Origin of the sequence: Cupriavidus sp. SIMBA_020 (genome assembly GCF_046535395.1) — a bacterium.
Lineage (GTDB): Bacteria > Pseudomonadota > Gammaproteobacteria > Burkholderiales > Burkholderiaceae > Cupriavidus > Cupriavidus campinensis.
In genome coordinates, this window is the sequence record NZ_JAWRWU010000008.1 from 36418 (window position 1) to 50188 (window position 13771).

Sequence of the window (13771 nt, forward strand, 5' to 3'; positions counted from 1 at the left end):
GTCAGTTGCTGGCGGTCAGGACGTTGTAGGTGCGCAGCATGTTGATGCGGCTCAACATCGCGCTGGTATAGGTCAGGAACTGCGTGCGCGACTTGCCGGTCAGCGCCGGCGCTTCCATCAGGGTGATGGTCAGCGGGTTCTGCGGCACGTCGTTGAAGCGGAACTCGTAGTGCAGGTGCGGCCCGGTGGCCCAGCCGGTGGCGCCGACATAGCCGATCACCTGCCCCTGGCTCACGTGCTGGCCCTGGCGCAGCCCGGCAAAGCCGGACAGGTGGGCGTAGTACGTGGAGTAGCCGCCCGCGTGCTGAAGCACCACGATATTGCCGTAGCCGTTCTGCTGGCCGACGAAGTCCACGGTGGCGTCGCCGGTGGCGATGACCTTGGTACCCTGCGGCGCGGCGAAGTCGACGCCCTTGTGCTGCGCCCACTGGTGGTGGAGCGGATGGTCACGCCCGCCGAAACCGGACGACACGCGCGAGAACTCCACCGGCGAGCGCAGGAACGGCCGCTTCATGCTGCGCCCGTCGAACGTGTAGTAGGCGCCGGCTGCGCTGTCTTCCGGCGCGTACCAGAGCGCCTGGTGCAATGTGTTGCGATTGATCAGCTCGATGGCCACCACGCGGCCGTTGCGCACGAAGGCGCCGTCGCGGAAACCGGCCTCGTAGACGATACGGAAGCGGTCGCCCTTAGCGATGTCGTGGTGGAAGTCGATCACGCCCGAGAAGATCGAGATCATCTGCTGGACGATCTCGTCCGGCACGTTGGCGCCGTCCATTGCCTTGAAGAAGCCGCCGGCCTCGATCGCCCCGGAGGCCATCTCGTAGTGCACGTCGTTGTCCACGGACTGGACGCGCGCCTTGTAGGTGTAGTCGCCGCCCTCGGCCTTCGGCGCCACGCGCTCGATCACGAGTTCGCGCGAGGCGGCGGCGTCGCCGCCCAGGTTGGCCTGCAGCGACACCAGCAGGTTGCGGTCGTCGATCTCGGCCTGCACGGCCTGGCCGGCGTCGAGGTTGAGCAGCCCGCGCGCGGTGGCGTTCTTGAGGATGAACGCCTGGGCGTCCGGGTCTTCCACGCCCAGCCGGCGCAGCAGCGTGGCCAGGGTGTCGCCGCGCTGCATGCGGTCTTCGCGCACGTAGCGGTTCTCGGTGTCGCTCTCGGTGAGTTGCTCGAGCTGGGTGCGCAGGTCGGGCAGGCGAATGGCCTCCCGCACCTTCGGCGCCTGGGGGTCGTCATAGGCATTGCGCGGGGCGACGCCCATCGCGGCAGCCATGCCGAGCGTGAAAACGGTGCCGACAGCAACGGTGAGTTGCTTGCGGCGCCGGGCATGCTGGGGGTTGGTCGGGTCGACAAGCACCACCAGCTCGCGCGCGAAAACTTCGCGGAGACTGGACCACATCACGTAAAATTCAACCTTGATTCCGGGCTCCGCTGCCGCGACGATGTGTCTTCGTCTGCCTTCCTCCCCCGAGGTTGCGGCGCGGGCCAATGTTTGTCAGCCGCCTACAATGGCGGTTGCCGCCGGGCTGCCCCGGCAGGCACAAAGCGCGGATTATACCAGAACGACTCCGGCTGTCCGTCGGCGATTCCTTAATTATTTCAACGACTTATCTCATGTCTGAAGTGACCCCGGCCGCCGCGGCCAAATATCCACTTACGCCGTCGGTGATGCATGCCCTGGAGATCACCAAGCGTGGCTGCGACGAGCTGTTGATCGAAGCCGAGTGGCTCCAGAAGCTCGCCCGCAGCGAGGCCACCGGGGTGCCGCTCCGTATCAAGCTGGGCCTGGACCCCACCGCGCCTGACATCCACCTGGGTCATACCGTGGTGCTGAACAAGCTGCGCCAGCTCCAGGACCTTGGCCACCAGGTGATCTTCCTGATTGGCGATTTCACCTCCACGATCGGCGATCCGTCGGGCCGTAATGCCACCCGGCCGCCGCTTACCCGGGAGCAGATCGAGGCCAACGCCCAGACCTACTACCGCCAGGCCAGCCTGGTGCTCGACCCCGCCCGGACCGAGATCCGCTACAACAGCGAGTGGAGCGACCCGCTCGGCGCGCGCGGCATGATCCAGCTGGCGGCCAAGTACACCGTGGCCCGGATGATGGAGCGCGACGACTTCACCAAACGGTTCCGGTCTGGGATTCCGATTTCGGTCCATGAGTTCCTTTATCCGCTCATGCAGGGCTACGATTCCGTGGCGCTCAAGGCCGATATCGAGCTGGGCGGCACCGACCAGAAGTTCAACCTGCTGGTGGGCCGGGAGCTGCAGAAGGAATATGGCCAGGAGCCGCAGTGCATCCTGACCATGCCGCTGCTGGTGGGGCTGGACGGCGTCGAGAAGATGTCGAAGTCGAAAAACAACTACATCGGCGTGACCGAGGCTCCGAACGACATGTTCGGCAAGCTGATGAGCATCTCGGACGACCTGATGTGGCAGTACTTCACGCTGCTGTCGTTCCGGCCGATGAGCGAGATCGACCTGATGAAGCAGGAGATCTCGCTGGGCCGCAACCCGCGCGACTGCAAGGTGATGCTGGCGCAGGAGATCGTCACGCGCTTCCACAGCGCGGCCGATGCCGACAAGGCGCTCGAGGACTTCAATCACCGCGCGCGCGGTGGCGTGCCGGACGACATTCCGGCGGTGACGCTGGAAGGCGCGCCGCTGGGCATCGCCCAACTGCTGAAGCAGGCCAGCCTGGTGCCGTCCACCTCGGAGGCCAACCGCAATATCGAGCAGGGCGGGGTCAAGATCGACGGCTCCGTGGTGAGCGACAAGGCCACCAAGGTGGCCGCCGGCACCTATGTGGTCCAGGTGGGCAAGCGCCGCTTCGCGCGCGTGACCCTGGCGTAAGGCGCGATGATCGCCCTGATCCAGCGTGTGGCGCAGGCCCGCGTGACCGTGGCGGGCCGCATCACCGGCGAAATCGGCGCCGGGCTGCTGGCGCTGGTCTGTGCCGAGCGCGGCGACACCGAGGCCCAGGCCGAACGCCTGCTGGCCAAGCTGCTCGCCTACCGCGTGTTTTCAGACGCCGAGGGCAAGATGAACCTGCCAGTGCAGAACATGGACGGGCAGGGCAAGGCGGGCGGGCTGCTGGTGGTGTCGCAGTTCACGCTCGCCGCCGATACCAACAGCGGCACGCGGCCAAGCTTCACGCCGGCGGCGTCGCCCGAGACGGGACGGCGATTGTATGAACATTTCGTGGCCTGCGCGCGCGCCGCGCATCCGTCGGTCGAAACCGGCGAGTTCGGCGCGATGATGCAGGTCAGCCTCGTCAATGACGGCCCTGTGACGTTCTGGCTGCGTGTGCCGCCGGCCGGCACGGCGTGACACATCCCAAGGAGATCCTCATGAAACTCTGGAGCAAGGCATTTGCCGACAACGCGCCCATTCCGGGCGAGTTTGCGTTCTGCGTGCCCGATGCCGCCAATCATGTGGCGCTGTCGAGCAACCGCAATCCGGACCTGCATTGGGACGGGGCCCCCGCCGAGACGCGTTCGTTCGTGCTGGTCTGCCATGATCCCGATGTGCCGACCGTGGGCGACGACGTGAACCAGCCCGACCGCGAAGTGCCGGCGTCGCTGCCGCGCGCGGACTTCTTCCACTGGGTGCTGGTGGACATGCCGCCGGGCCTGAACACGATCTCGGCCGGCACGCACAGCGACGGCGTGATCGCACGCGGCAAGCCGGGCCCGGACACGCTGGTCGGCACGGCCGTGGCCGGCGGCCTGCGCCATGGCACCAACGACTACACGGCCTGGTTCTCCGGCGACGAGGACATGAAGGGCCACTACTTCGGCTACGACGGTCCCTGCCCGCCGTGGAACGACGCGCTCGTGCACCGCTACGTGTTCACCGTCTACGCGCTCGATATCGAACGCCTGCCGGTGGAAGGCCATTTCACCGGCGCCGACGTGCGCCAGGCCATCCAGGGCCACGTGCTGGCCGAAGCCTCGCTGACCGGCACCTACACGCTCAATCCGAAACTGATCCGGTAATCATCCGCGCGCCGGGCGCAGACCCCGCGCGCAACCGTCGCCCCCAAGGAACCGGCATGTCGCAAAGCACCGGGCCGCAGTCGCTGGCCTACACCCACCTGATCGTGATCCGCCATGGCGAGACGGCCTGGAACCGCGCGCGGCGGCTGCAGGGCCAGCTCGATATCCCGCTGAACGAGGTGGGCCGCGCCCAGGCTGCCGCGCTGGCCGAGGCGCTGGCCGGCGAGCCGATCGACGCGATCTATTCGAGCGACCTGGGCCGCGCCATGGAAACCGCCACGCCGCTGGCCGAGACGCTCGGCCTGCCGGTGCGCCCCGACAACCGCCTGCGCGAGCGCTGCTACGGCGACCTGGAAGGCATGACCTATGCCGAAGTGGCCGAGGCGCGCCCCGAGGACTTCGCGCGCTGGCAGGCCCGCGTGCCGGACTACGCGCCGCCCGAGGGCGAATCGCTGCTGGAATTCCACGAACGCGCGGTCGAGGCCGCGCTGGCGCTGGCGCGCCGGCATCCGGGCGAGCGCATCGCGCTGGTGGCGCACGGCGGCGTGCTCGACTGCCTGTATCGCGAGGCCACCGGCATGACGCTCGAGGCGCCGCGCCAGCACGAGCTGCTGAACGCCAGCGTCAACCGCCTGCGCAGCGACAGCGCGCACCTGACCCTGCTGCAATGGGGCGATGTGAGCCACCTGGAGGCGCTGGCGCTCGACGAAGTCGACAAGCGCGTGCCCTGATCGCGCTTCCGGGGGCCCGCCCCCGGGGCCTCAGACCTTGAGCCGGAACGGCGTGAAGTTCGTGTGCCGGTCGAACCAGTCCTCGTTCTCGGCCCGCTTCAGGAACCCCACCACCTTGTAGGTGACCGGCGTCATCACCACTTCCCAGGCCGTCTTCAGCACGTACTGCGCCACGGCCACCTGGATGACCTTCTCCAGCGGCCAGATGCCGTAGAAGGCAATCACGTAGAACAGCGACGAATCGACCAGCTCCCCGGCCAGCGTGGATCCGATGGTGCGCGTCCACAGCCAGCGCCCGCCGCTCCACAGCTTCATCTTGGCCAGCACGTAGCTGTTGGTGAAGCTGCCGCAGCAGAACGCGATCAGCGACCCCAGCGCGATCCGCCACGTGTTGCCGAACACATCCTCCAGGCTCTTCTGGTAATCCGCCATGAACGGCGCCACCGGCATCTTCAGCACCACCAGGCTCATGAACGTGGCGAAGGCCAGCGCGGTGAAGCCGGCCCAGACCACGCGGCGGTCGCGGCCATAGCCGTAGACCTCGGTGAGCACGTCGCCAAAGATGTAGGAAATCGGGAAGAACAGCACGCCGGCGCCGAAGGTGACCGGGCCGATCCACGGCAGCGTGACCTGCGCCGCCTTGGCTGCGCCGATCAGGTTGGAGCAGAGCAGCACCGTGACGAAGGCCACCATGACGAAGTCGTAGTAGCGGTAGACGCGCCCGGTATGCGCGGCATCGACGGCAGGGAGGGGCGTGGCGTGAGACTCTGGCATGGGCGGGGAGCTTCCGGTGCGGGGTTCGCGCGATTATGCCAGCGCGGCGCCACACGTGTCGGCAAGCCGCCTGCGCCGGGCCCGCAAAAGAAAACTCCCGGCCGGAGCCGGGAGCCAACACACCCTGGAGGATGGAAAACCAGTCGATCAGAGCGACAGCTTGCTGATCTTGGAGCCATCGAGCGAGGCATCGAACATCAGCCCCGCGTTGGTCTGCACGAAGCCGATCACCGGCTGCTGGGCCGTGACGGTATCCAGCTTGCCGTTTGCGCCGATCTTGGCCAGCGCCACGCTGCCGTCCACGCCGGCCGTCCAGCCGCTGGACTGCACGAACTTGTTGTAGGCCTCGGGCGTCATGAACATCATGATCACCGCCTTCGACTGGCCGCCGGCGGTGAAGCCGAACGAAGCCGAAATCGTGCGGTAGTAGCCCACTGTGGCGCCTTTCGTGCGCAGCGCGCCGTCGCCATACTCGCCGGCCACGACCAGCCCGCCGCCGATCACGCGCGGGAACACCAGAATGCCCTGGGAGCGGTTGGCCAGCTCGCGCGAGCCGTCCACCGAGGCGTAGAGCCGGTTCAGCGCGCCGTCCACGCCGGCGTCGATTTCCTGTCTCTTGGCCGCGGCGTCCTCTGGCGTCTTGGGGCCCGTGGTGGTGCAGCCCGCGGCAAATGCCGTGGCCACGAGCAGGCCGGATCCGGTCACCCGCGTCACGAAATGGCGTCGATTCATATGCAACCTCCTGATGGGGAAAAGTACTGCATTCGACTCTTTCCGGTGGTTCGGACCGGATTTCAGCCGGCGTTAGGCGACTTCACGGTAATGGCGACAACCTCCCGCACAACGATCTTCGCCATCTGTCCCTGCTTGATCTTGGTGAGGTCGATGTTCGGGTCGCGGACCTTGACCGTGCGCAGCGTCTCGCGCGGGCCACGGAACGTCACGGTGCGATTGGCGGTATCGATCTTGGTGATCTGCGCCGTGATGGTGGTGGTGATCTCGCGCATCACGCCGGGCTTGCCGCCCTCCGGCGCGCGCGAGGTACGCTCCACCTGCTCCATCAGCGCGGTGTCCTTGCTGTCGAGCGGCTCCAGCGCCGCCACCACGGCCGCCGCGCGGGTCAGCGTGACGATGTCGCCCTTGCGCACGTTGCCAATGTTCTTGGCCTCGTCGCCGCCCACGATCTCGACGATATTGCCCTTCGGCCCCTGCACGAGCACCGCCTTCGAGTTGGCATCGATATCGACGACCTTGCCGCTGATAACGGCTTCCTCGGCGATGCCGACCGGCGCAGGCGTCTTCTGCGCATGCGCGGCGCCAGCGGCCAGGAGCAGGCTGGCAAGCATGGCAAGGGTCGGGATGGGTCGCTGGATCATGGCTCTGTGTCCTTTCTGGCGCAGTGGGCGCTGGGAGTGGAAACTGATGGAGCCATTGTGGACAACCGGCCATAAGCGGGCAATCCACTTCGAAAAAATTTGGAGCGGCGCGCGAAAACGTTTAACTGGCTAGGGAGGGCTGCAATGCGCGGTCGTTGCGCACCGCAGCAGGCCGGAATCGGCCGATTTTGTCTGGGGAGAGGCGCAGGGGGCGCCCCGGTGGACGCTCAGGGCGGCGCTCAGGGTGCCTCAAGCAGATCGCCGCCCGTGTCGTCCTGGGGCGTGGCGAGCCCGAAATGCCGATACGCCGCCGCCGTCGCCACCCGCCCGCGCGGAGTGCGCTGCAGGTAACCCTGCTGGATCAGGTAGGGCTCCAGCACGTCCTCGATGGTGTCGCGCTCCTCGCCGATGGCCGCCGCCAGGTTGTCCACACCCACCGGGCCGCCGCCGAACTTGTGCAGCACGGCTTCCAGCAGCTTGCGGTCCATCAGGTCGAAGCCGACGCGATCCACGTCGAGCATCGCCAGCGCGGCGTCGGCCGTCTCGCGGCTGATCGTGCCGTCGCCTTTCACCTCGGCGTAGTCGCGCACGCGCCGCAGCAGCCGGTTGGCGATGCGCGGCGTGCCGCGTGCCCGGCGCGCAATCTCCAGCGCACCCTGGGGCTCGATCACCGCGTTGAGCAACTGGGCGGAGCGCGTGACGATGCGCGCCAGTTCCTCCGCCGTATAGAACTCCAGCCGCGCCACAATGCCGAAGCGGTCGCGCAGCGGGTTGGTCAGCATGCCGGCGCGCGTGGTGGCGCCCACCAGCGTGAACGGCTGCAGGTCCAGCTTGACCGAGCGGGCCGCCGGGCCTTCGCCGATCATGATGTCGATCTGGTAGTCCTCGAGCGCCGGGTACAGGATTTCCTCGACGACCGGCGAGAGCCGGTGGATTTCGTCGATGAACAGCACGTCGTTGGCTTCGAGGTTGGTCAGCAGCGCGGCGAGGTCGCCCGGGCGCTCCAGCACCGGCCCGGAGGTCTGGCGCAGGCTCACGCCCATCTCGCGCGCGATGATGTGGGCCAGCGTGGTCTTGCCGAGGCCCGGCGGGCCGAACAGCAGCACGTGGTCCAGCGCCTCGCGGCGGTTGCGGGCCGCGTGCATGAAGATGTCGAGCTGGCCACGGATCTTTTCCTGGCCGACGTACTCATCCAGCAGCTTGGGCCGCAGGGCGCGCTCGAAGGCCTCCTCGCGGGCGGAGGCGGGGGTGGCCGAGATAACCCGTTCGGGCTGGCGCTCGGCGCCGGTGAGCTTGTCGGTTTCGATCATGGCAGTGGAATGCAGAACAGCCGCCATTCTACGCCGGCTGCCCCTAGCGTTCGCCCTTCGCTAGCCCTTCGAGAGCGCCTTCAGCGCCAGCTTGATGCCGTCGGACACGCCCGTGCCAGCCGGCACCTGCTTGATGGCCAGCGCGGCCTCTTTCTCGGAGTAGCCCAGCGCCAGCAGGGCGTTGAGCACGTCCACGGCGTTGTCGGCCACGGGCGTGGCGCCGGGCGCGTGGCCCAGTTCGGCCCCCAGCTTGCCCTTGAGCTCCAGCAGCAGCCGCTCGGCGGTTTTCTTGCCGATGCCCGGAATCCGCGTCAGCCGGCCCGCCTCCTGCAGCGTGACGGCCTGCGCCAGTTCGGCGACGGACAGCCCCGACAGCACGGCCAGCGCCATGCGCGCGCCGATGCCGGTGATCTTGATCAGTTCGCGGAACGTGTTGCGCTCGGACGCCGAGCCGAAGCCGTAGAGCAGGTGGGCATCCTCGCGCACGATCTGCTGCGTCAGCAGCGTCACCGGCTGGCCCACGGCGGGCAGGTTGTAGAACGTGCTCATCGGCACGTCGATCTCATAACCCACGCCGTGGCAGTCGACCAACAGGTGCGGGGGATTCTTCTCAAGCAGGGTGCCGGCAATGCGACCGATCATGGTGGGCAGGGTGGGGTGACGAAATTGCCGGCAAGTGTAGCGCGAGCGGGTGGCGCGCTGGGGGTTATCGCGCCGTGCTACCGCTCCGGCGTGCTGTCCACCGCGCGGCGGCCCAGTGCCGGGTCGTCCGTGAAGATGCCATCCACGCCGGCGGCCAGGAAGGCCTGGATCTCGCGCACCAGGCCGTTGGGGCTGCGCGTGGCGTCACCGCCGGCCACCCGCAAAGGCTTCGGCAGGAAGCCGTTCTCGGGCCGGAACGTGTACGGGTGGACGGTCAGCCCTGCCGCGTGGGCGTTGGTCACCAGCGCGGTGGGGGCGGCCAGCGCGCCCTGGGCGTCGCGCGGCACCACGTTGCTCTTCTCGGGGCCGATGCCGTTGGCGTAGGTGGCCACCTCGCGCAGGCCCAGCGGCGTGAGCATCTCGGCGTAGTTGCGCGTGTCGCCGGCCAGGCGCCAGTCGGCGGGGCGGCCGGACGGGCTGCCAATCAGCTGCACGATCTTCACGTTTGGCATCGACGTACCCAGCAGCCGCTTCATCGTGCGCAGCGGGCCCACTTCGAACGACTGGACGTAGACCGGCGCGCTGCGGGCGTAGGCGTTGCCCTGCAGCGCGGCGGCGAGCTTCTCCTCAAGCGGCAGGCCGATGCCCCGGAAGTAGCTCGGATGCTTCAGCTCAGGGTAGAGACCCACCGGGCGGCCGCGCTTCAGGGCGGCCTGCGAGGCCAGCCGCAGGATTTCGTCGAAGGTGGGAATCTCGAACTGGTCGTTCAGCTTGGCGTTGAGCGGGCGCAGCTTCGGAATCCGCTCGCGGGCGCGCAGCGTCTTCAGTTCGGCCAGTGTGAAGTCCTCGGTGAACCAGCCGGTCAGGCGTTCCCCGTCGATGACCTTGATGCGCTTGCGGTCGGCGAACCCGGCCACTTCGGCCACGTTGGTGGTGCCGGTGATGTCGTTCTCGTGGCGGGCCACCAGCACGCCGTCGCGGGTCATGACGAGGTCTGGCTCGATCACGTCGGCGCCGTCCTCGATGGCCTTGGCGTAGGACGCCAGCGTGTGCTCCGGCCGAAGCGCGCTGGCGCCACGATGGGCGATGACCAGCGCCTTCGGGGCCGGCGGCGCGGCCTGGGCGGGGGCCGGGGATGCCGCGGCCGCAACCTTGTCCTTGTGCGCGTGGTGCGACGGCGTGGTGCAGCCCGCGATCAGCGTGGCGGTGGCAAAGGCAAGGGTCAGGCGGGGAAGGAGGGACATCGCGCGGCGTTCATGGGAGGGGGCGGAACGCCGATTGTACGAGCAGAGGCCGGGGTTGGCCTGTCCGGCGCCCGCCGACGCGGCAGGGCCCGGGTTTGTTGAGGTATGCCGAGGTGTGACGGCCTAGCCGACCAGGCGCCCGCGGCGCACGCGCAGCCCCTTGCGGGCCAGGTCGGGCGCCATGCCGGCCAGCGTGCCGAGCGTATCGCCGCCGTTGGCATGGCAGATGGCCACGCCGAGGGCATCGGCCGCATCGGAACTGGGCCGGCCGGACAGCGCCAGCAGCCGCATCACCATCTCCTGCACCTGCTCCTTGTTGGCCCGGCCATAGCCGACCACGGCCACCTTGAGCTGGAGCGCGGTGTACTCGAACACGGGCAGGCCATGGCCGACCAGGCCGCAGATGGCGGCCCCGCGCGCCTGGCCGAGCATCAGCGTGGACTGCGGATTGACGTTGACGAAGACCTTCTCGATGGCCGCGCAGTCGGGCGCATAGGTGCGGGCGACTTCGGCGATGCCGTCGTAAAGGGTCTTGAGCCGCTCCGGGAGGCTGGAATTCCCGTCGCTCTTGATGGTGCCGGAGGCCACGTAGGCCAGCTTGTTGCCGTGTTTTTCCAACACGCCAAAGCCGGTGGTGCGGAGGCCGGGATCGATGCCGAGGATGCGCATGAAAGCGGGAGAAGCCGGAGAGATGCGCGTAGTGTAGTGGAATTGCGGATTGGCGCCCGCGCCGATGGGCGCGGGGCCCTGGGGATCGAAGCGGGCGCCCCGGTCCCCAGCGGGATACATCAGTGCCGGAAGTGGCGCGTGCCGGTCAGCACCATGGCGATGTTGCGCTCGTCGGCGGCGGCGATCACCTCGTCGTCGCGCATCGAGCCGCCCGGCTGGATCACGCAGGTTGCGCCGGCGTCCACCACCACGTCCAGGCCGTCACGGAACGGGAAGAAGGCGTCGCTGGCCACGGCGGAGCCCGCCAGGGTCAGGCCGGCGTTCTGCGCCTTGATGCTGGCGATGCGGGCCGAGTCCACGCGGCTCATCTGGCCCGCGCCCACGCCCAGCGTCATGCCGCCGCCGCAGAACACGATGGCGTTCGACTTCACGAACTTGGCCACGCGCCAGGCGAACATCAGATCGTCCATTTCCTTCGGGGTGGGGTGGCGGCGCGTCACCACGCGCAGCTCGGACGGCTGCACGTTGCGCGCATCGGGGCCCTGCACCAGCAGGCCGCCGCCCACGCGCTTGAGGTCGTACTGGTTCACGCCCTTGCCCAGCGGAATCTCCAGCAGACGCACGTTCTGCTTGGCCGCGAACACGTTGCGGGCCGCCGTGCTGAACGACGGGGCGATCAGCACTTCCACGAACTGCTTCGCCACGGCCTGCGCGGCGGCTTCGTCCAGTTCCACGTTGAAGGCGATGATGCCGCCGAAGGCCGAGGTCGAGTCGGTCTTGAAGGCCTTGTCGTAGGCTTCCAGCGCGTTCACGCCCACGGCCACGCCGCACGGGTTGGCGTGCTTGATGATCACGCAGGCGGCGCCGTTGGCAGCGTCGAACGACTTCACGCACTCCCACGCGGCGTCCGCGTCGGCGATGTTGTTGTACGACAGCTCCTTGCCCTGCAGCTGCACGTAGTTGGCCAGCGCGCCGTCCACGGCCTTCAGGTCGCGGTAGAACGCGGCCGACTGGTGCGGGTTCTCGCCGTAGCGCATCTCCTGCACCTTCTCGAAGGCCAGGTTCAGCGTCTGCGGATAGGCGCTGCGGGCCTGGTGCGACTTGTCGGCGCCGAGGCTGGTCAGGTAATTTGTGATCGCACCGTCATATTGAGCGGTATGCGCGAAAACCTTGGTCGCCAGGCGGAAGTTGGTGTCGTAGCCGACGCTGTTGGCGTTGGCGCGCATCTCGTCCAGCACCACGGCGTAGTCGGCCGGGTCCACGATCACGGTCACGTCGCGGTGGTTCTTGGCCGCCGAGCGCAGCATGGTCGGGCCGCCGATGTCGATGTTCTCGATGGCGTCCGGCAGCGTGCAGTCGTCCTTGGCCACGGTCTGCTGGAACGGGTACAGGTTCACCACCAGCAGGTCGATGGTGGGGATCTGGTGCTCGGCCAGCGCGGCCATGTGCTCGGGCAGGTCGCGGCGGGCCAGGATGCCGCCGTGCACCTTCGGGTGCAGCGTCTTCACGCGGCCGTCCAGCATTTCCGGAAAGCCGGTGTAGTCGGCCACCTCCGTCACGGGCAGGCCGGCGTCGGCCAGCAGCTTGGCGGTGCCGCCGGTGGAAAGCAGCACCACGCCGAGCGCGTTCAGGTCGCGCGCGAAATCGACGATGCCGGTCTTGTCGGAAACGGAGAGAAGGGCTTGCTTGATCATGGCTTGGGGGAACGCTTCAAAGTAAACCGTGTTGCTGCAGCTTCTTGCGCAGCGTGTTGCGATTGATGCCGAGATAGGCGGCCGCCAGCGACTGGTTGCGCTCGGCGCGCACCATCACGGCTTCCAGCAGGGGCCGCTCCACGGCCTCCAGCACCATGTTGTACATATTGGACGGCTCTTCGCCGTCCAGGTCGCGAAAGTAGGTATCCAGGCTGTCCCGGATACATTGATCGATGGCGTTGCGGCTCATGCGGCAAGCAATTCCTTGTTCTTGTTGTTGTCGGCGTTCTTATTTTCACCTTCGGCCGTGGCGTCGCCGTCTTCCACGTAGACCAGGCGGTCGGAAATCGCCGCCTGCTCGTCGAAGAAGGCATTCACGGCCTCCAGCTGCGCCGTGGTGGACTCCAGCGTGTTCATCCGATGCCGGAACAGGTTCGCGCCCTTGAGGCCGCGCGTGTACCAGGCAATGTGCTTGCGCGCGGTGCGCACGCCGGTGAACTCGCCGTAAAACGCGTAGTGGTCGGCCAGGTGATGGTTCATGATCGCGCGGATCTCGGCCACCTCGGGCGACGGCAGCATCTCGCCGGTCGCCAGGAAGTGTTCGATCTCGCGGAACAGCCACGGCCGGCCCTGCGCCGCGCGGCCGATCATGATCGCGTCCGCGCCGGTGGCGGCCAGTACCTGGCGCGCCTTCTGCGGCGACGTGATGTCGCCGTTGGCCACCACGGGAATCCGGATCGACTGCTTGACCGCCGCAATCGTCTCGTACTCGGCCTCGCCGTGATACAGGTCCGCGCGCGTGCGCCCGTGGATCGTCAGCATGCTGATGCCGGCGTCTTCCACCAGGCGCGCCACGCGCAGCGCATTCTTGTGCTCGCGGTCCCAGCCGGTGCGGATCTTCAGCGTCACGGGCACGCGGTCGCCCACGGCGGCCACCACGGCCTCGACGATGCGCACCACCAGCGGCTCGTTCTGCAGCAGCGCCGACCCGGCCGCCACGTTGCAGACCTTCTTGGCCGGGCAACCCATGTTGATGTCGATGATCTGGGCGCCCCGGTCCACGTTGTAGCGGGCCGCCTCGGCCATCATCCCCGGCTCGGCGCCAGCGATCTGCACCGAGATCGGCTCCACCTCGCCCGCGTGGTTGGCGCGGCGCATGGTCTTCTCGCTCTTCCACAGCTGGGCGTTGGACGCCACCATCTCGGACACCGCGTAGCCCGCGCCCAGCTGCTTGCACAGCTGCCGGAACGGCCGGTCCGTCACCCCGGCCATGGGGGCGACGAACAGGTTGTTGCGAAGACGATGCGGACCGATCTGCACGATAGGAATAGCG

Annotated in this window: 15 protein-coding genes; 4 read left to right on the forward strand and 11 right to left on the reverse strand. The window is 67.8% G+C overall.

Annotation, left to right across the window (positions count from 1 at the left end):
• Position 1: 1 nt before the first annotated feature.
• Positions 2 to 1396, reverse strand: a complete 1395-nt coding sequence (locus tag SB751_RS16635) for a M23 family metallopeptidase (RefSeq protein WP_144197213.1) — start codon at positions 1394 to 1396, stop codon at positions 2 to 4.
• Between the two features lie 215 nt (positions 1397 to 1611).
• Between SB751_RS16635 and tyrS the strand changes: the two genes are divergently transcribed.
• Genes tyrS through SB751_RS16655 form a run of 4 tightly spaced genes read left to right on the forward strand, consistent with a single transcriptional unit; the run spans position 1612 to position 4729 of the window.
• Positions 1612 to 2853, forward strand: coding sequence for a tyrosine--tRNA ligase (gene tyrS, locus SB751_RS16640; protein ID WP_144197214.1), 1242 nt, complete (start codon positions 1612 to 1614; stop codon positions 2851 to 2853).
• 6 nt (positions 2854 to 2859) lie between these two features.
• Complete coding sequence (gene dtd, locus SB751_RS16645; RefSeq protein ID WP_144197215.1) at positions 2860 to 3330, forward strand: D-aminoacyl-tRNA deacylase; 471 nt, start codon at positions 2860 to 2862, stop codon at positions 3328 to 3330.
• Positions 3331 to 3350: 20 nt separating this feature from the next.
• Positions 3351 to 3998, forward strand: a complete 648-nt coding sequence (locus SB751_RS16650) for a YbhB/YbcL family Raf kinase inhibitor-like protein (RefSeq protein ID WP_144197216.1) — start codon at positions 3351 to 3353, stop codon at positions 3996 to 3998.
• Positions 3999 to 4054: 56 nt separating this feature from the next.
• Entirely contained in the window at positions 4055 to 4729 is a 675-nt protein-coding gene (locus SB751_RS16655) for a histidine phosphatase family protein (RefSeq protein ID WP_144197217.1), read from the forward strand.
• A gap of 30 nt (positions 4730 to 4759) precedes the next feature.
• On the opposite strand, the gene SB751_RS16660 is transcribed toward SB751_RS16655, so the two are convergent.
• From SB751_RS16660 to dusB, 10 genes are all read right to left on the reverse strand, one after another.
• Positions 4760 to 5503 carry a queuosine precursor transporter gene (locus SB751_RS16660; protein ID WP_144197218.1) on the reverse strand — a complete coding sequence of 248 codons (744 nt, stop codon included), beginning with the start codon at positions 5501 to 5503 and terminating at the stop codon, positions 4760 to 4762.
• 147 nt (positions 5504 to 5650) lie between these two features.
• Positions 5651 to 6235, reverse strand: a complete 585-nt coding sequence (locus SB751_RS16665) for a YSC84-related protein (protein ID WP_144197219.1) — start codon at positions 6233 to 6235, stop codon at positions 5651 to 5653.
• A gap of 62 nt (positions 6236 to 6297) precedes the next feature.
• A complete protein-coding gene (locus SB751_RS16670; RefSeq protein WP_144197220.1) occupies positions 6298 to 6879 on the reverse strand; it encodes a hypothetical protein in 582 nt (193 codons plus the stop codon).
• Positions 6880 to 7118: 239 nt separating this feature from the next.
• On the reverse strand, positions 7119 to 8189 hold the full coding sequence (ruvB, locus tag SB751_RS16675) for a Holliday junction branch migration DNA helicase RuvB (RefSeq protein WP_144197221.1): 1071 nt from the start codon (positions 8187 to 8189) through the stop codon (positions 7119 to 7121).
• A gap of 60 nt (positions 8190 to 8249) precedes the next feature.
• The gene (gene ruvA / locus SB751_RS16680; protein WP_144197222.1) at positions 8250 to 8831 is read right to left on the reverse strand and encodes a Holliday junction branch migration protein RuvA; all 582 of its coding nucleotides are present in this window, start codon (positions 8829 to 8831) and stop codon (positions 8250 to 8252) included.
• Positions 8832 to 8908: 77 nt separating this feature from the next.
• Positions 8909 to 10075 carry a glycerophosphodiester phosphodiesterase gene (locus tag SB751_RS16685; RefSeq protein WP_313818792.1) on the reverse strand — a complete coding sequence of 389 codons (1167 nt, stop codon included), beginning with the start codon at positions 10073 to 10075 and terminating at the stop codon, positions 8909 to 8911.
• Between the two features lie 123 nt (positions 10076 to 10198).
• Positions 10199 to 10744: a crossover junction endodeoxyribonuclease RuvC gene (gene ruvC / locus SB751_RS16690; protein WP_144197512.1), complete on the reverse strand. Its 546-nt coding sequence runs from the start codon at positions 10742 to 10744 to the stop codon at positions 10199 to 10201.
• Positions 10745 to 10863: 119 nt separating this feature from the next.
• On the reverse strand, positions 10864 to 12438 hold the full coding sequence (purH, locus tag SB751_RS16695) for a bifunctional phosphoribosylaminoimidazolecarboxamide formyltransferase/IMP cyclohydrolase (RefSeq protein WP_144197224.1): 1575 nt from the start codon (positions 12436 to 12438) through the stop codon (positions 10864 to 10866).
• Between the two features lie 16 nt (positions 12439 to 12454).
• Entirely contained in the window at positions 12455 to 12688 is a 234-nt protein-coding gene (locus tag SB751_RS16700; RefSeq protein WP_019447044.1) for a Fis family transcriptional regulator, read from the reverse strand.
• Positions 12685 to 13758 carry a tRNA dihydrouridine synthase DusB gene (gene dusB, locus SB751_RS16705; RefSeq protein WP_144197225.1) on the reverse strand — a complete coding sequence of 358 codons (1074 nt, stop codon included), beginning with the start codon at positions 13756 to 13758 and terminating at the stop codon, positions 12685 to 12687. Before dusB ends, SB751_RS16700 begins: the two co-directional genes overlap by 4 nt.
• Positions 13759 to 13771: the final 13 nt, after the last annotated feature.